Source organism: Dysgonomonas sp. 37-18, assembly GCF_001899125.1.
GTDB lineage: Bacteria > Bacteroidota > Bacteroidia > Bacteroidales > Dysgonomonadaceae > Dysgonomonas.
Genome location: NZ_MKVC01000003.1, coordinates 190418 through 208670 on the forward strand (window position 1 = coordinate 190418; position 18253 = coordinate 208670).

Annotated in this window: 17 protein-coding genes; 13 read left to right on the forward strand and 4 right to left on the reverse strand. The window is 37.0% G+C overall.

The window, feature by feature from the left end; all coding sequences use genetic code 11:
- Nucleotides 1–68: 68 nt before the first annotated feature.
- Nucleotides 69–800: a lysophospholipid acyltransferase family protein gene (locus BGO84_RS00930; protein WP_291026786.1), complete on the forward strand. Its 732-nt coding sequence runs from the start codon at nt 69–71 to the stop codon at nt 798–800.
- Here BGO84_RS00930 and BGO84_RS00935 read toward each other — a convergent pair.
- Nucleotides 766–1416, reverse strand: coding sequence for a hypothetical protein (locus tag BGO84_RS00935; protein WP_291026788.1), 651 nt, complete (start codon nt 1414–1416; stop codon nt 766–768). The genes BGO84_RS00930 and BGO84_RS00935 overlap by 35 nt on opposite strands.
- A 152-nt stretch (nt 1417–1568) precedes the next feature.
- Nucleotides 1569–2456, reverse strand: coding sequence for an OmpA family protein (locus BGO84_RS00940; RefSeq protein WP_006841582.1), 888 nt, complete (start codon nt 2454–2456; stop codon nt 1569–1571).
- Nucleotides 2457–2838: 382 nt separating this feature from the next.
- On the opposite strand from BGO84_RS00940, the gene BGO84_RS00945 reads away from it, so the two are divergent.
- The 3 genes from BGO84_RS00945 to BGO84_RS00955 all read left to right on the forward strand — a co-directional run bounded on the left by BGO84_RS00945 (nt 2839) and on the right by BGO84_RS00955 (nt 5958).
- On the forward strand, nt 2839–3486 hold the full coding sequence (locus BGO84_RS00945; RefSeq protein WP_291026790.1) for a hypothetical protein: 648 nt from the start codon (nt 2839–2841) through the stop codon (nt 3484–3486).
- 2 nt (nt 3487–3488) lie between these two features.
- Nucleotides 3489–4409, forward strand: coding sequence for a hypothetical protein (locus BGO84_RS00950; RefSeq protein WP_291026793.1), 921 nt, complete (start codon nt 3489–3491; stop codon nt 4407–4409).
- A 208-nt stretch (nt 4410–4617) separates the two neighbouring features.
- Nucleotides 4618–5958 (forward strand): DEAD/DEAH box helicase, encoded by a 1341-nt coding sequence (locus tag BGO84_RS00955; protein ID WP_291026795.1) that lies wholly within the window; start codon nt 4618–4620, stop codon nt 5956–5958.
- Between the two features lie 234 nt (nt 5959–6192).
- On the opposite strand, the gene BGO84_RS00960 is transcribed toward BGO84_RS00955, so the two are convergent.
- Nucleotides 6193–7200 carry a WYL domain-containing protein gene (locus BGO84_RS00960; protein ID WP_291026799.1) on the reverse strand — a complete coding sequence of 336 codons (1008 nt, stop codon included), beginning with the start codon at nt 7198–7200 and terminating at the stop codon, nt 6193–6195.
- Nucleotides 7201–7216: 16 nt separating this feature from the next.
- On the reverse strand, nt 7217–7951 hold the full coding sequence (locus BGO84_RS00965) for a hypothetical protein (protein WP_291026802.1): 735 nt from the start codon (nt 7949–7951) through the stop codon (nt 7217–7219).
- Between the two features lie 132 nt (nt 7952–8083).
- Here BGO84_RS00965 and BGO84_RS00970 point away from each other — a divergent pair, with 132 nt between their 5' ends.
- The 9 genes from BGO84_RS00970 to BGO84_RS01010 all read left to right on the forward strand — a co-directional run bounded on the left by BGO84_RS00970 (nt 8084) and on the right by BGO84_RS01010 (nt 18063).
- The gene (locus BGO84_RS00970) at nt 8084–9598 is read left to right on the forward strand and encodes a TROVE domain-containing protein (RefSeq protein ID WP_291026805.1); all 1515 of its coding nucleotides are present in this window, start codon (nt 8084–8086) and stop codon (nt 9596–9598) included.
- 186 nt (nt 9599–9784) lie between these two features.
- Nucleotides 9785–10894 carry a Fic family protein gene (locus tag BGO84_RS00975; RefSeq protein ID WP_291026808.1) on the forward strand — a complete coding sequence of 370 codons (1110 nt, stop codon included), beginning with the start codon at nt 9785–9787 and terminating at the stop codon, nt 10892–10894.
- Between the two features lie 958 nt (nt 10895–11852).
- Complete coding sequence (locus BGO84_RS00980; RefSeq protein WP_291026811.1) at nt 11853–13163, forward strand: RtcB family protein; 1311 nt, start codon at nt 11853–11855, stop codon at nt 13161–13163.
- Nucleotides 13164–13585: 422 nt separating this feature from the next.
- A complete protein-coding gene (locus tag BGO84_RS00985) occupies nt 13586–14983 on the forward strand; it encodes an RtcB family protein (protein ID WP_291026814.1) in 1398 nt (465 codons plus the stop codon).
- 30 nt (nt 14984–15013) lie between these two features.
- A complete protein-coding gene (gene prfH / locus BGO84_RS00990) occupies nt 15014–15640 on the forward strand; it encodes a peptide chain release factor H (protein ID WP_291026817.1) in 627 nt (208 codons plus the stop codon).
- A 3-nt stretch (nt 15641–15643) separates the two neighbouring features.
- Nucleotides 15644–16237 carry a hypothetical protein gene (locus BGO84_RS00995; protein ID WP_283685600.1) on the forward strand — a complete coding sequence of 198 codons (594 nt, stop codon included), beginning with the start codon at nt 15644–15646 and terminating at the stop codon, nt 16235–16237.
- Nucleotides 16238–16252: 15 nt separating this feature from the next.
- Nucleotides 16253–16795: an RNA 2'-phosphotransferase gene (locus BGO84_RS01000; RefSeq protein WP_283685601.1), complete on the forward strand. Its 543-nt coding sequence runs from the start codon at nt 16253–16255 to the stop codon at nt 16793–16795.
- Nucleotides 16796–16930: 135 nt separating this feature from the next.
- A complete protein-coding gene (locus BGO84_RS01005; RefSeq protein ID WP_283685602.1) occupies nt 16931–17644 on the forward strand; it encodes an RNA ligase family protein in 714 nt (237 codons plus the stop codon).
- Entirely contained in the window at nt 17641–18063 is a 423-nt protein-coding gene (locus BGO84_RS01010) for an HD domain-containing protein (RefSeq protein WP_291026820.1), read from the forward strand. The genes BGO84_RS01005 and BGO84_RS01010 overlap by 4 nt, the downstream gene beginning before the upstream one ends.
- Nucleotides 18064–18253 lie beyond the last annotated feature (190 nt).

Sequence of the window (18253 nt, forward strand, 5' to 3'; positions counted from 1 at the left end):
AGCTATGTTCAGATAGCTCCTTTTTACACAAAATATAGTTTCAAATAAAATTATTCAAATTTAAACGAATGATAAAGATTCTCTACCTCTTATACCAATGGATCATATTTGTTCCGCTGTTAATATTAGCTACCATTTGGTGTACCCTTACTATTATTATAGGATCGACCTTAGGAAACAATAAGTTTTGGGGATACTATCCAGGAGTGATATGGGGGCGTTTTGTATGTATGGCTGCTCTATTGAACATCAAAGTGAATAGAAATTCAAAATTGGATAAAAACCAATCGTATGTGTTTGTAGCCAATCATCAGGGAGCGTTCGATATATTTCTTATATATGGTTATCTTGATCACAACTTTAAGTGGTTGATGAAACAAGGTCTCAAAAAAATGCCTTTAGTGGGCTTTGCGTCAGCAAAAGCGGGACATGTTTTTGTAGATTCTACTACAAGAAAGGGGATTGTAGATACAATGAGAAATACTAAAAATACACTCAAAGAAGGAATGTCTACCGTAGTTTTCCCCGAAGGGCATCGCTCGCCGGATGGACGGATGGCGGAATTTAAGAAAGGCGCTTTTCAAACGGCAGTGAGCTTGAAATTACCGATTGTCCCTCTTACGATTGATGGGGCATATAAAGTTTTGCCAATACACTCGTGGAAAATGAGTCCGGCAAAGATAAAATTGACATTTCATGACCCTATAGAAACTAAGGATCTTAAAGCGGATGATATTGCAGAATTGATGGATAAAGTGTATTCAACTATTCAATCTGCTTTGCCTGAGGAGAACAAATAAAGGTTTCCCACACTTCTGTATGAGAAAGAGTATCTGTATTTTCTTTATCTTCATTGATGTTTATTAGATACTCTTCTCGTATTTTTCTCATTACTTCAATAGGAACTTGCCTTTCAGAATAGATAATGTTTTCTCCTTCGTCCATGTAAAAGATGATAGAGAAGTTTCCCTCTATATTTTGTAAATCTGTATCTACCTTTATCTCGTAGTCATTATTATTACTATCAAACTCAATTTCAATATTATATGCAATCATCATGGTTGTAAAATAATAAATCTTCCTTTGATTACGAAAAGGTTTGTTTTCTATTATATATTCAAGTTTATCAGGATGCAAAATAAATATCTCTTTACCTTTTCTTTTCCATTTCAAGGTGTAGAAAGTAAAAAGAAGTACTAGGAACATGAATACCAAAAGACAGCATACGAAAAAATAATCTTTTATAGTATAACTATCATTTATGAAAAAAGAGAAAGTGAGACCAATCACAGAAACTATAGCCAAAAAGAAAACTAATATATGCAAGAATATATAAAACTTTCCTCCGGATATCTCTAATTTAATCATTTTATCTTTTTTCTCCAGAGTATATGGATATATAGTTCTTTTCTTCATAGTATCACTGTCGTAAATTGAATTAGTATTTTCAGAACCGAAAGTTATAGAATTATTGACAAATATTAATAAGCGAATATATTTTATTGAAAAAGGTTGCCTCTATCGATAGAAGCAACCTTTACTATATAAGCTATTTGTTGTAGGAATTATCAATCTATATTCGAAGGGCCTTTTGGAGCCTGATCGATAAGTTCCATAAACTGATTCAGTTCCGGAGTGATAATTATCTGAGTTCTGCGGTTGAGAGCTTTTCCCTCGGCAGTGCTGTTTGTTGCTATCGGATTATATTCTCCACGTCCCGCTGCTGTCAGACGTTTAGGATCGACACCATAATTGTTTTGAAGTGCCTGAACCACAGAAGACGCACGCAAAGCACTCAAGTCCCAGTTGTTTCGGATATTAGGACGCGAAATAGGGTCTGTATCGGTATTTCCTTCCACCAATACGCTATAATCCTTATAATCCATAATGATTTTAGCGATCTTGCTAAGAATTTCTCCCGCCTTAGTGCTTATCTCGTAACCTCCTGAACGATACAGCATTCTGTCATCCAAAGAAATATATACAACACCTTTCAATACTTTAATATCCAAATCCTGCATTTCGTCCCGTGTAAGCGAACGTGTGAGGTTATTTATCATTACGATATTCAAAGAGTCGGATCGGTTTTTGGCCTGTACCAGATGCTGGATAAAGCGGTTAGACGAATTGATCTCATCTACCAGCTTCGTGATGTTTACATTGCCTTGCGTGTTTTGCAAAAGGCTCTTGTTCAACAAACCTTGCATCTCGGCATAGGCAGCACGCAAATCTTCATTGTTTTTTCGGGCTTCTGCCAATCGTTCTTCAAGGCTTGCTACCCGGGTACGGCTTTCGGCTAATTGCAATTGGCTCTCTTGATAATTTCTTTGTAAATCTTTCTGTTCTGTTTGCAGGCGATTATAGTCCGTTTCTAAATTCGTAAACTGCTTTTTACTAACGCAACTAGTAAAAATTATGCTCGCAGTTAATACCAGCAAGGAAAAAGAATACTTCATAGCTAGTCTAATTTTAATTATGTTTATAATTCATATTTAAACAATGAGCCTCGCCATTTGGTTGTTAAAAAAAAGATTTATTAAGAGATAAATTGTTAGAGGTTGAATTTTTAGCGTAAAATGATAAGATATCAGGATATTTAAGTATTAACAAAAATACAATGTTGGAGTACCCTTTGATCTTTTAAGGGGTATTTTTTTATGGATATGGTGGGTGTTTTTGTAGGAGGGCGTGTGTTAAATGTAAAAATAATTATCTATTCTTAGACGTTTTCTTTTTGGATTAATTGAGAGCTGAGGGGGTGTATTCCGAAGTCATGAATAGATAATTCTTAATTTATCTTTAAAGAAAAATCATACCTCATTTTTATAAACTTAATCAATGTTAATTCAAAGAATATCTCTATATTTGGCATTAATCTATGAAGTTCTTAACCAAAGACCAATAGTTCATATGTGTCCTATCCCATCTTTTGACCATAATCATGTATTACCACCTCACACAGGAAATCCAATATTGTTAGGTGGTGTTTCTCCATATGAAGCAACAATTTTAGAATTTTGTCAAAGATTTTCGACATCACCTGAAAGGGTACAATTACTAAAAGGTCTTATATCTTTTAGATTAAAAATGATAGACTTTGGTATTACGGATGGCTTTCAATGGGTTGATGGAAGTTTTACTGAGAACATTGAACTTTCAGATGGGAGAGCACCTCGTGATATAGATGTTATAACTTTTTATTGGGGATTATCTATTCCTGCTCAAAATTATATTTTCGATAATTTTGTAGAGTTTTTTGACCCTAATCTTTCAAAGAGTGGTTATAAATTAGACCATTATTCTGTTGATTGCGAGAGTGACCCTTCTAATTCTAAAGATACTTTGCGAATAGTTGAACTAACAAAATATTGGGTTCAATTGTTTTGTCATAATAGGAAAGGTGTTTGGAAAGGTATGATAAAGTTACCTTTATTAACTGATAAGTCATCTGACGAAACTGCATTAAGTTTCTTAAATTCTTTATGAATATGAGCATACATGATACTATACTGAATCTAAAAGCTCAAATTATAGAAGCTGAGCGTCTTTTATCCATTGTAGGGGAGCATCCTATGATGACATATTCTCTTGGGAAGAGATTAGAAATACTGAGAGAGGAACTTAGCGAAATTGAGAAGAATAATGTAGAAGAAGCTAAATTGAGGTTATTGTTTAGTGGAAAAGCCGTTTTAGGTTCAATAGGAATTAAAGCTGATTTTGTTAGTAAGACAATAAAACCAATACAAGAACTAATCAAAACTCAAACCGCTATTATAAAAAGTGGCAATGATATTGGTAAGAGAGGAAAAGTAAAGAAAGGTTCTATAGCTGAGTTATATTTAACCGCACTTCCTACAGGGTCTTTCGGTTATGAACTGAGCATGCTTGAAGGAAAAGAGTTATTTGATGAAGAAGATGTTTCAAATTCAATAAGAGAAATTATTGATATGATTGAAGCTGCATCTGAAAGTGATGACGCTTTTCAAAAAGTTATTGAAAATTCACCCAAAAGAACGCTTATTCATTTAAATACATTCTTCAAAGAATTAGCAAATGAAGACTCTATTCTAAAAATGGAATCAGGGGATAAGTATGTAGAACTTTCAGAAGATAAAGTTAAATTAGGGTATCAGAGGGTTTCCTCTGCTCAGTATCAAGAAACTCCTATAGAAATTGCAGGAGTCTTTAAAGGTATTCTTCTTGATTCAGGTAAATTTGAAATAGCAGATGAAGATGGTAAAAAGTATTCGGGATACCTATCTGAGGATTTGTCTGAGGATGAGGCTATAAACTATAATAAAGAATATACAAATGAAAAATGTTCTATAATGGTTCAAGAGAATGTTACAACATTTAGTAGTGGTTACAGAAAAATTAGTTATGAATTAATCAAAATCAAGAGTTTATGAAAATTTTATTTTTAAGTGTGCGAAAATTACACGTAATCAATATAAAACTAAAATAAAGATATTATAATTGAAGCGCACTATTGTGCGCTTCTTTCATCTTACATTCCATTTTAAAACCTTATATACCCTGTGTGATATAAAACGCAAGCGAATATTGAAAATAAGAAACGAAGTAGAGCGCTATAAGATAATATATTACCTTTGTGGGATGAATACAGAAAATCAACATATAGCCATATTATCCAATCTGGGGATTGACAATCTGAATAAAATGCAGTTTGCAGCTCAAAAGGCGATAATCGATAGTCAAAATACATTGCTATTATCTCCTACAGGTTCGGGTAAAACACTCGCTTTCTTACTGCCTATCTTCCGATTGCTGAAAGAGGATATAAAGAAAGTACAATGCCTTGTAATTGTTCCATCAAGGGAGTTGGCTCTTCAGATAGAGCAGGTTTGGAAAAAGATGGGTACACAATTCAAAGTAAATGTTTGTTATGGCGGGCACTCTATTGATACCGAGTTGAAAAACCTAAGCAATCCTCCCGCTTTACTTATCGGAACTCCGGGCAGGTTGACCGACCATCTGGAACGGAAATCTTTTGATACAGATTCCATTCGTATTCTGGTTCTTGATGAATTTGATAAATCGTTACAATTAGGTTTTCAGGAGGAAATGGATACAATCATTAGCCAACTGCCCAACTTGCAAAAAAGGGTTCTCCTCTCGGCTACTTCCGATGTGGAAATTCCTGAATTTGTAGAAATGCAAAAGAGTGTGGTTCTTGATTATATACAAGAAGAAAAAAGCGATAACCTTTCAATTAAACTCGTTTTATCTCCCGAAAAAGACAAGATAGAATCTTTATTCCACTTAATATGTTCATTTAATTCCGAGCCCGCACTTATTTTCTGCAATCACAGAGAAGTTACGGAGCGTATCAGTGATTTATTGAACAAGAAAGGCATACAGGCAGGGTATTATCATGGGGGTATGGATCAGGATGACAGGGAAAGAATCTTAATCCAATTTAGAAATGGCAGTCTGAATTATTTAATTACAACCGATCTGGCAGCCAGAGGATTGGATATTCCCGAAATGAAGCATGTGATACATTATCATCTTCCGGCTAAAGAGAGTGAATTTGTTCATCGTAACGGGCGTACAGCTCGTATGCATGCTTCAGGAACCTCGTATATCATACAATTCAAAGACGAAAAAATGCCCGATTATATCTCCGATACTTTGGATATTCTGAAAGTTGCGCCAGGGAAGAAATTACCAAACCGTCCTGATTATCAGACTGTATATATTAGTGGAGGTAAGAAGAATAAACTAAATAAAAGCGATATTGTCGGCTTCTTTTTGCAAAAAGGGAAGTTGGATAAATCAGACTTGGGATTGATTGACGTTAAGGATTTTATCTCTTTTGTGGCAGTGCGAACATCTGCCGTAAAAACTCTTTTGGGTAATATCAGAGATGAGAAGATGAAGGGTAAGAAATATAAGATAGAAGTGGCAAGAAACGTTATCAAGAAGGCAGATTGATTTTCGGCCATTAGGAAACAATAAATAAAAAAGCGACAAATTGAAGATTTCTTTGGTTTGTCGCTTTTTGTGTGATATGGTGTCGGGGAATTGGATTATTTGAGAAGTACAGGAATAAGACGGAATATATTTTTCCTGTTCCGACCTGAAAACGACTCAGATATATGCCATATTCCTTAATTTAGAGTCCTTTGTTTCGATCTTTGAAAGAAATATGATTATGCAATTATTAAATCAGAAATATCTCTCTTGTGCCGCCCTGAATTTCCATGCCATAAAATCGACCAATGATTGAGGAGATAAAATTTTTATGGTATCTACATATCCGAAGAACTTTCTCTGTAACTCCTGATTGATAACAACCTTTATCTCAAACACCATAGAATCGTCTTCCTGTTCTTCAATCAGCTGTTGGCTTTTATGAAAAGGTTTAGTCTGAACATAGGGTGCATTTTCTTTATTTACCCAAAAGCGGACAGTTTCAGCTTTCATGCCTACGTTCTTCGTAACTCCCACTAAATCGTCAAAGAATGTCTGAGGATCGAATAAATCATTTGTAATGAATCTTTCTTTTTCGGCTATTTCGATATGGTGGATTCTATCCAATGCTAAGTTGATAAGATTTCCTTTTCTTTGACCGAAAACAAACCATCGGTTACGGTATTCCTTTAACAAGTATGGGTGAAACATGAATGTGTTGGCAGAACGGGCTTTGAAGGATTGGTATTTCATACTCAGTACCTGCTTATTCACAATTGCATGATAGATAATATCAAGATAGTCTAATCCTTTCAAGCTTTCATTTTTCTCAAAATCAATAACGGGTATGGTTTTCTGTTTTGCAGATGTCACATGGTCTTCAAGGCGACTGACAATATCTCCCATTCCTGAAAAATAAGAAAAGCCTTTGAACTGGCGAAGCACCTCTACTGCTTCCGACATTGTTTTTAAGTCCTGTTCTGATAAAGGGGTATTGGTTATGCTGTAATCCTCATCTTCGTATTTGTAGTACTTATTATCATATACAACAATAGGCGCGTTATAACCTAGTTTCTCGCTGCGCATCATTTGGATATCCATTTGCACAGTACGTTTACTGATACCTTTGTCTATACCTTCATATTCATACAAGGCATCCGAACAGGCATCTATTAAATCTTCGAGTGTCCATTGCCTGTATTTATTTCGCAGACAAGTGTCTATTGTTTTATAGCGGATGAGGGCATTGCGGTTAACTGGCATGGTCTTGAAAATTAATCTAAAATCCTATGTATGTTATTTTCTTCGTGATTCTACCTTCCTTTAAAATCCATAGAAGGCAATATGATCCGGCTCCATCACCATTATTCATTGAAATATAGATAGTTCCATTATTACTAACAGAAACAAATGTATTCTGTAAAGATGGAAATAAGTAACCTGCAATATCTTTTAAATTAAATTGAGAAAATGCTCCATTTGTAGAATATTTTATGGATTTAATCTCGGTGTTTCGATAAAAATCATCTAATGAAACACAATCGCTTCCAAAAACATCACACCCACTTATTTTTATTGGATACCCGTATTCCGGATGTAAAACCACTCTTTTATTGGTGAGGTCTAGAGTCCCTATGCTAATTTCCACCTTTACACTTTCACCCTCAAAAGTTGCTAAATTATTCGAGATTGTCCTTTTTAAGAGAGGCAATTGATATAAGAATTTAATCCGAGATTTATGTATATAGCCACTTCTTTCCAGATTAGAACCAATCCCCCATACGATAGGTATATAGTCACCTATAGCTTCTTCGATTTCTGATCGGACAAACACTTCATCATTATGCAGTGTTCCTATTATTTTTTTATTCTCATCTCGGATATTGGTATACCCGTCTTTATCATTTATAATGGCAAATTGAGAAAAATATTTAAAATCATCTTTTGTTTGTGCAAATAAACCAAATGTGCCATATACCAATATGTATGAAAGAAGTAGTAAATATCGATTCATATTTTTGTTTTCTCAAAAGTAGTAAAAATATTTCTTGTTACGCAAAAATACTGCGCAGTAGTGTCGAAATCTTTGTAATGTCAGACAAACAAAGAGTGTCGTAAAAGACCTTACCAATTAAAAATTACAGAGATGAAATTTAATTTTACAACAAAAGGAAAAAACAAGGTGACAAATTATGAAGGCGGACAAGCATACCGCCTGTCACCGGAGTGGCAATTGTATACTGCTGCCGTTACCTCTTCGTTGAGTGACAAGTTTTACGAAAAGGCAGATACAAGAATAGAAACATTGCGTAAACTGATCGCTCAATGTGATCCCGTATTCGTGGCACAATTGGCAGTATATGCCCGTCAGAAGATGAATATGCGTTCCATCCCTTTGGTATTGGCAGTAGAGCTGGCAAAAGTACACCGTGGAGACTCTACCGTTAACAAAATGGTATCGGGTATCGTACAGCGTGCCGATGAGATAACCGAATTGTTGTCATATTACCAGTTGGCTAATCAGCGTCAGGATACAAAAAAACTGAACTGCTTGTCAAAACAGCTTCAAGCCGGTTTGCAGGATGCTTTCAATAAATTTGATGAATATCAGTTTGCAAAATATAGCCGCGAAACCGAAGTGAAGCTGCGCGATGCATTGTTCCTTGTACACCCAAAAGCCAAGGATGAGACCCAACAAGCCTTGTTCAACAAAATAGTGAACAATGAATTGGAGACACCATACACTTGGGAAACCGAACTTTCAGCATTGGGACAAACGAAGTTTGCTTCCGATAAAGAAAAAGAAATGGCTTTCCGTATGAAGTGGGAAGAATTGATAGATAGCCGTAAGGTCGGTTATATGGCATTGATGCGTAACCTGCGTAATATATTGGAGGCAGAGGTATCGCAGCAGCATATAATGAAAGTATGCGAAACTCTGTCGAATGCCGAAGCCGTGCGTCGTTCAAAACAGTTGCCATTCCGTTTCCTTGCCGCATACCGTGAAATATCGAAAGTGAAATCGGCTTATGCCGGTCGTGTTCTGGATGCGTTGGAAATGGCGGTTGCTGTATCTGCCGAAAACATAGCAGGATTCGGTGAAGATACAAAAGTGCTGATAGCAGCCGATGTATCAGGCTCCATGCAAAGGGCTATATCGCCAAAGAGCAAGATATTGTCTTACGATATAGGACTTATGCTTGCCATGTTGCTAAAATCGCGTTGCAAGAATGCCATAACAGGTATGTTCGGTGATAAATGGAAAGTGATAAATGTTCCAACCAAAGGCATATTGTCCAATGTAGATGCTTTCTACCGTCGCGAAGGTGAAGTAGGTTATGCAACCAACGGTTATCTGGTAGTAGAAGATTTGCTGAAAAGCAAACGGCAGGTAGATAAAGTGATGATGTTTACTGACTGCCAGTTGTGGAACAACCATAACGATGAGAAAATAGCTGACCTGTGGAATGATTACAAAGAAGTGTCGCCAAACAGTAAGCTGTATTTGTTCGACCTGTCGGGATACGGAACCACACCTTTGGATATTACCCGCGAGGATGTATATCTGATAGCAGGCTGGTCTGATAAAGTATTCGACATCATAGCAGCCATAGACCGTGGTGGCAACGCTTTGGACGAGATACGGAAAATAGAATTGTAGCTAAGCGTAAATCAACTTTAGCTAATTGTCGAGAATAAGGTTAAATAATAGATAGTTAGAGGGTGGCATTATTGCTGCCCTTTTTCGTTATGCGGTAATTACTTTTTTATTCTCCGCAAAATATACGGTGATAAATTTGCCGTGCGGGAAATAATTTTTATATTTACCGCAAAATATACGGTGATTATGCGAAAGGTTTATATTTGGCAGCAAGACGATTGGGCAAACTTCAAGTGGGATGATAAGGAAATATCTTATTATTTAGGTAAAGTAAGAGCTATACAAGGCAGGCTTATAGGTAAGATGAGCCTGTTAGGATTCGATTTAAAGAGTTCAGCCGAGTTGGACACTTTGACTATGGAAGTCACCAAATCGTCAGAAATAGAGGGTGAAATATTGGACAGCGAACAAGTTCGTTCATCCATCGCCCGACATCTGGGAATAGATAATTCGGGATTACCTCAAGCCGACAGATATATTGATGGTGTTGTAGAAGTAATGATAGATGCAACACAAAACTATTTACAGCCATTGACACAAGAACGGCTTTTTAGTTGGCATGTCGCATTGTTTCCGACAGGAAGAAGCGGAATGCACAGAATAACGGTTGGTGATTGGCGCAAAGACGAGGGTGGAGCAATGCAAGTTGTGTCGGGTGCTATGGGTAAAGAGAAAGTTCATTATCAAGCCCCGGATGCTAACGATGTCCCCCAAGAAATGGAAAACTTTCTATCATGGCTCAACCGTGAAGATAGAACCGACCCCGCTTTGAGGGCGGCAATAGCGCATCTATGGTTTGTTACCATCCACCCTTTTGATGATGGTAACGGCAGGTTGGCACGTACAATAGCCGATATGCTGCTCACTCGTGCCGATGGCATACCGCAACGCTTTTACAGCATGTCAGCTCAAATAAGGAAAGAGAGGAAACAATATTATGAAGCGTTGGAGAAAACACAAAAGAGTAATCTTGATATTACTGCTTGGCTTATATGGTTTTTAGACTGCTTAGAAGCTGCGTTGTTGGATTCTGAAAACTCATTGAGCAGGGTTCTACAAAAATCAAAATTTTGGGAAAGAAATCGTAAAATTAGCATGAACGACAGACAGACCAAAATAATAAATATGCTTTGGGACGGTTTCGATGGTAAACTGACAACTTCTAAATGGGCGAAGATAACAAAGACTTCCCCTGATACGGCTTTGCGTGATATCCAAGACTTGGTAAATAAAGGAGTATTAAGAAAGACTGATGAGGGCGGACGAAGTACCAATTATGAAATTGTAGAGGGATAAACAAAACACACTTGTAATCAGATTAATATAATTAGACAACAAGTTGTTGTAACTTTCTATATAAGGTTTGTCGGAATAAAGCAAGTCGATTTTAATGTGTACTTTTCACGAGTCGTATCATAAGATTGTAAAAAAACAGGACAAAAAAATTAAAATAAATTTATTTGCGCAAAAAGACTGCGCATCGCTATTCTAACTTTGTATCATCAAAGAAAGAGATCATTGATATAACAAGATAAACAAGTGCCGTAGAAGAGAGTTACTTCGCACTTTTAATGCCCGGGTCGTGGGTTCGATTCTCACCACTCCCACAAGCAAGTAATAATATAAAAGGGGAGTGTAGCTCAGAAGGTAGAGCAGGAATACAGTCTCTTTTCGCCTGTTGCCTTGTTTTTATTGAAGAAATAGCAAGTGTCGTAAGTAAGGGTTACTTCGACGGTAGAGCAGATACTCGAAAGAGTATTGTGGCATGAGTTCGATTCTCATCATCTTTCGGGATGTAGCTCAGTAAAATATAAGTCCTTTATTGCTTGTTACCTTGCTTTTTAATAAAAGAATAAAAACAGAATGTCGTAGAGAAGAGTTACTTCAGCTCAATTTAGGGGAGGAATAGTGAGGCCGTAAAATCGGCGAGACTATCCGGTTCGACTCCGGCAATGCTATGTCCCGTTTCTCTTTTCGCTTGTTACTTCTGTTTCTCATATAAACGAATGCCGTAGGAGAGAGTTACTTCGTTCAAGTGGCCACCGCAGGTTCGAATCCTGCACGAGCTTTTTCCGTTTGTTGCTTCGTTATAAAATTAATATTTAGTCAGGTGTCGTAGAAAAGGAGTTCTTCGTTGGGCACCGGCGACGCCGGTGCAATTCCTGCCATGCGAAGCTGGTAGTTTAGAGTAAAACACCGGTATGTAAGGCCTTTTCGATTTATTACCCTGACTTTTATAAAAAAAGAAAAAATTATGATAGAATTAAAAGGAAAATATAATCAAGACTGTAAAATATTCTTGGAAGAAGTAGAGGATGGAGCGATAGAATTGATAAAGAACATCTTGAACCATGAGGTGTCAGAAGGCGTACAGGTACGTATCATGCCAGATACCCATGTAGGTAAGGGTATTGTTATCGGATTTACTATGCCTATGACAAAGATGGTTAATCCTAACTATATAGGGGTGGATATCGGTTGCTCGGTTACTACGCATAAACTGAATAAGCGTATCGAAGCTGATTACTTGCCAACGCTCGACCGTGCCATCAGACGTTCGGTTCCAATGGGAATGAATATCCGAAAAGAAAAGAACTACGATGACTGGTGGGTAGAATCTTATTTTGAAGCTGTAAATACAAATCTTCAGGCATTCCAAAAAGAATGGGCAAACCGCTTCGGAGAAGAGAAAAGTTCAATTATAATAGATAAAGAATATATTATAACTCTCTGCAAAAAAGTGGGGATTAAAGAAGAAAACTTCTATTATTCAATCGGAACTTTAGGTGGCGGAAACCATTTTATTGAAGTGGGAGAGTCGGCAAACGATGGTTCACATTACCTGACCATCCATTCCGGGTCACGTAATTTCGGACTGAAAGTATGTAACTATCATGCTAAAAAAATGCTTGCCGAAAGAGGGTTGACTCAAGAATATTTTGATGAGTTTAAACAAATCACAAAAAATACTCAGCCAACCTCCGATATTCCAATGAAACTGGCAGAACTGGCAAAAAGATATAAAATCGATAAAAAAGAATACATGCTCGAAGGGGATGATATGTACGAATATCTAATAGATATGGTAATTGCGCAGACTTATGCACAATTCAATCATAAGGCCATGTCTAAGGCTATTTTCAAGGATTTGGGAGAAGACTGTTATGCCGTTGATTCCGTTTACTCGATGCATAACTTTATAGATACCACCGACTGGATTATCCGAAAAGGAGCAATCCGATCTTATAAAGGAGAAAGAATGGTAATTCCATTTAATATGCGTGACGGAATATTGATTTGTGAAGGAAAAAGCAATCCGGACTGGAACTGCTCAGCTCCTCACGGAGCCGGACGTGTATTGGCTCGTAACCAAGCATTAAAAACACTGGATATGGAAGAGTTTTCGAAAGAAATGGAGGGTATTTATTCTACTTCGATTTGTAAATCTACCCTTGATGAGTCACCGATGGCTTATAAGGATAAGAATATAATTATGGAAACGATAAAAGATACGGCTACAGTTATAGATTCTATTAAGCCGATAATGAATATAAAAGCGAACTAGAAAAGTGTTTTTAATACAAAAGAATATATATTGTTGATTTTCATATTATCTTTTTATTCTAAAAATTTGTTAATATGAAAATCCTTTATATATTTGCATCCGTAAATAGAATACTAACCCTTAAAATTTTAGAGAAAGGGTACAATTATGTTGGTCAAAAAATAACATACAGATACAAGGAAACTAATTTGGTTTATCGGGATGATGAACCTTACAATATTTGAACACATCTATCACAATTAACGGCTGCAAAGTTGATAGACATTGGTTAGTTTCAAACTCATCATTAAATTTTATTATTAATTGCTGATGCATCAGCTTGAGGGATTATTATATCCGTTCGGCTGCACTGTATCACAAATCAAAGGATATCTGGTCTTGGATAAAGATTAGTCCGATACCTGTATACCAATCAAACAATCATGGGCATACAACCAAAAGAATTAAGTAAACTGGGATATACCAACAATATAGCTCGCAGTCTGGCAATAAATACAATCAGCAAGTACTGCAAACACAATACAAAAGAAGAGATTAAACTAATTTTAGTCGACTTATTGAACAATCCCGAAAAATATAAAAACAACGAAGTATGGTGCAAATTAGCTGAACACTTTTCACCGGTTATGGAAGAAAAACAGTTTTCAGCTTACAACCTACTTGATGAACCTTTATCATTCAAAACTTACGGTAGTAAGTTTATAGAAAGCATTGCCAAACAACAAATGGAACTTGCTATGCGACTACCGATTACTGTTGCAGGAGCGTTAATGCCGGACGCACATGCCGGATACGGATTACCTATTGGAGGTGTATTAGCTGTAGAAAATGCCGTTATACCTTATGCCGTAGGCGTAGATATCGGTTGCAGGATGAGCCTTACGGTATTTGACGCAAAAGCTGATTATCTGAAACGCTATTCGCACCAGATTAAAGAGGCTTTGAAAGAATACACCCACTTCGGAATGGATGGATGCCTAGATTTTCCGCAGGAACATGAGATACTGGACAGAAGTGAATTTCAATTAACCTCTTTGCTGAAGCAATTACATGGCAAAGTAGTTCGCCAATTAGGTTCATCCGGAGGCGGAAATCATTTCGTAGAATTCGGAGAGATTGAATTAGTTGAAAACAATGTTTTGAATCTTCCGCAAGGAAACTATCTGGCATTACTCTCACATTCAGGGTCAAGGGGAATGGGTGCAGCTATTGCAAGGCACTACAGCGATATTGCCCGCGAAGTGTGTAAGTTGCCGAGAGAGGCGCAGCATTTTGCATGGCTTGGACTGGATACGGAAGCGGGACAGGAGTATTGGATGAGTATGAATTTGGCAGGTGATTTTGCACGAGCATGCCACGAACGGATACATATCAATCTGTCAAAGGCTTTAGGCTTGAAAGCCATAGCCAATGTGAACAATCATCACAATTTTGCATGGCGAGAAGAGATTGCTCCAAACAGGTACGCAATCGTACATCGCAAAGGGGCTACTCCTGCAGGAGAAGGTGTTGCAGGATTTATTCCGGGAAGTATGGCAACAGCAGGCTATCTGGTTTGTGGAAAAGGCGAAATTCAATCGCTCAACTCGGCATCACATGGAGCAGGACGAGCCATGTCACGCCAGAAAGCAAAAAGCCAGTTTACACAATCGGCATTAAAAAAACTGCTTTCTCAGAATGAAGTGACCCTTATCGGTGGTAGTGTAGAGGAGATGCCTCTAGCTTATAAAGACATCGACCGTATAATGCCGGCACAGGAGTCATTAGTAGAAATTCATGGTAAATTTATGCCACGGATAGTAAGAATGAATAAAGAATAGGGTCGCAGACCCTTTTATTAAACAAACTAGATGAATAATAATAAAATATACTTACAAATAACTTCCGGACGTGGTCCTGCCGAATGTTGCCGTGTAGTAGCATTGGTATTGGAGAAGATCCTGATACAAGCCCGAAAGGTGGGATTGATAGCTGAGGTTATTGAACGGGAGGAAGTAGATATGAATCGCACGCTGTTTTCAGCAATTGTATTTCTTGAAGGCAGTAAGGTAGATGAAATAGTGGATGAATGGGAAGGAACTATTCAATGGATAGCACAAAGCCCTTACCGTATCTATCATAAACGGAAAAACTGGTTTGTTGGAGTAAATTCCTTTACTTCGACAGAACTGAGTGAAATAGATACAAAATATATCACCTATCAAACATTACGATCTTCCGGTCCCGGCGGTCAGCATGTCAATAAAACAGAATCGGCTGTACGAGCTACTCATGCTCCGTCGGGAATGAGTGTAACAGCATCTGATCAGCGGTCGCAATTACAAAACAAGAAGTTGGCAACTGAGCGGCTATTAATTAAACTTTCGGCATGGAATATAGAACAGACTATGCAAAAAGCACAGGATAATTGGGATAACCATAATAACCTCGAAAGAGGGAATCCGGTGAAAGTGATACAAGAACCATTAACAAAGTAAATTATGTTTGCAAGACGAACAGCAACTAAAATAAGGAATGGCAGAGTAAGCAATAAAAACCGAAATGAAAAAACTCCTAATTATTGGAACACTCGCCAGAGTGAGATTCAAATAGATATCCAAAAGCCAGGAAAAGGATATAAGCATTTCCTTAAGAAAAGGGATTTAATTCAATTCTGGAATATTCTTCCTGATAAGGAAAAGATAGGAATTGAGTTAGATGCTATAATATTAGCGGAAGGCAATAATATGTGCGATGGGTGGTATCAAAATGGAGTTATCTGCATATGTGCTTGGGAAAAAGAAATGAGCAGGGAAATGAATTATAAATATTTTGAAGATCATAAAGACTTATTCGAGCGATTGGAGGTAAAATATATTCTCAAGAAAGACTCTGTTGTCTGCGATTTTAATGAGAATCAAATAAAAGCGTTTCAACTACTCAGAGTAATGACCCATGAAATAGGACATCATATTGACCGAATAAGAACCCGAAAAAGAAGAACGTGTCCACAAGGAGAGGTTTTCGCTTTTAAGTTTGAAAAAGTATATGAAAAGAAAATATGGAATAAGTATTTTGAGTACTTTCCGTTTTAATAAAAGAGTAGAACAATGACAGAACAAGATAAAAAACGGATCGGTAAATTTCTGAGTCTCGTACTTAGACACGATCCCGACAAAATAGGGTTGGAGCTTGACGAGCAAGGTTGGGCGAATGTGAAAGATATGATTGATAAATGCAAGAAGTATCGTTATCACTTTTCAATGGAAGACCTGATTGAAATTGTGGAAACGAATGATAAGCAACGCTACTCGTTCAATGAAAAGCGAAATAAAATCAGAGCTAATCAAGGGCACTCCATTAATATTGACCTTGCCTTATCTCCGGTAGAGCCACCTGAATTTCTCTATCATGGTACAGCTACCCGATTTCTTTCGTCCATTATGGAACAAGGCATAATAAAAGGTAGTCGCCAGCATGTGCATCTGAGCAAGGATAAGGAAACAGCAACAAAGGTCGGTTCACGGCATGGAAAAGTTATTGTCTTAACCATTATGACAGGTAAAATGCATAAGGATGGCATTCTTTTTTATCAATCGGACAATGGAGTTTGGCTGACAGATTATGTAGATGTGAAATATATATCGAAGTAAATAACAGTATAAAAAATTAGAAATCATGTAATTGTTAGTTTCATAAGGGATATGCTCCCTATTTTATCTGTCTGATAAACCTGAAAATTTATCAGATAAGAAATTTATATATTTATAAACGAAACAATTACAATTATGTTATCACAAAAATATGGTCGTACCTACCACTTTCCCTTTTCACCGGGAACAACAAGTGATGACCGATTCAATCATACTTACTGGGAAGATATCCAACGGATGGAAACCCTTGTACATACAGAGAAGCTGGATGGAGAGAATAATTGTTTCAATCAGTTTGGAGTATTTGCCAGATCACACGTTGCCCCCACGACATCACCTTGGACAAGCCAATTGAGAGAACGTTGGGAGCTGATGAAAAATGACTTGGGAAATATAGAACTCTTTGGCGAAAATCTTTATGCAGTTCATTCGATTGAATATAAGCACATCGAGGAATATTATTTTGTTTTCGCTGTACGGCAGCTGGATAAATGGCTGTCGTGGGAAGAGGTGAAATTTTATGCTGCAATGTTCGATTTTCCTACTGTCCCTGAATTGGCTATCGAACCTATAATAGAATTTAAGAAAGAATCTTTCCAGATTGAAATAGAAAATTGGGCACAGGAAGAAAGTGTTTTCGGCTCCTTCAATCCTTTTACAGGCGAAGACTGTACGCGTGAGGGTGTCGTAACACGGAATATAGAAGAATATCCTGTTAAGGAATTTATGCATAATGTTTTCAAGTATGTCCGTAAAGGTCATGTAAAAACCGATGAGCATTGGACTCGTAACTGGAAACGTGCAAAACTGTATTGGGAAACAGAATATAGAAAGGAGGACGAACTATGATTTGGCAATTGACAAAGAATAAAGACTGGGCATCCCTTGAAAGGCAATTTTCGTGGGTTGCTGAAATGAAGCATGTGGAACAACACAAGCTCCATCATGCCGAAGGAAATGTGGTCATTCATACTCAGATGGTATTAAATGAGCTACTAAAATTATCATCCTTTCAGAATTTAGACGAACAGGATAAAGAAATCCTTTGGGCTGCAGCATTGATGCACGATATAGAAAAACGATCTTCATCTGTAATAAAACGCTGGCCGTTCAATAAAGGCTTCTGGTTGGCTCGTAAATCTTCGAGCAGCAGGGTTATACGATCTATGGTGTTAAAGAAGTACGAGACTCTGGCATCTGATTCTGTTATCTTTTTCATAATCATGATAAATTCTTTCAGATATTTCAGGGAAGTATTAAACTTATAAATAGTTGATTGTGAATATTCGATATTTAATAATTGTCTGCATCTTTCATTGATTTTTTAATTCTTGGCTACGAATTGGCTATGGAATAATGCTCAAAAATGCATTATTTTGGCTCTTTCCTAAAAGTTGTGGAGATATAATTTTTCCTAACTTTGTTTAATGGAAAGTGGCTATGAATTATTATTACCCG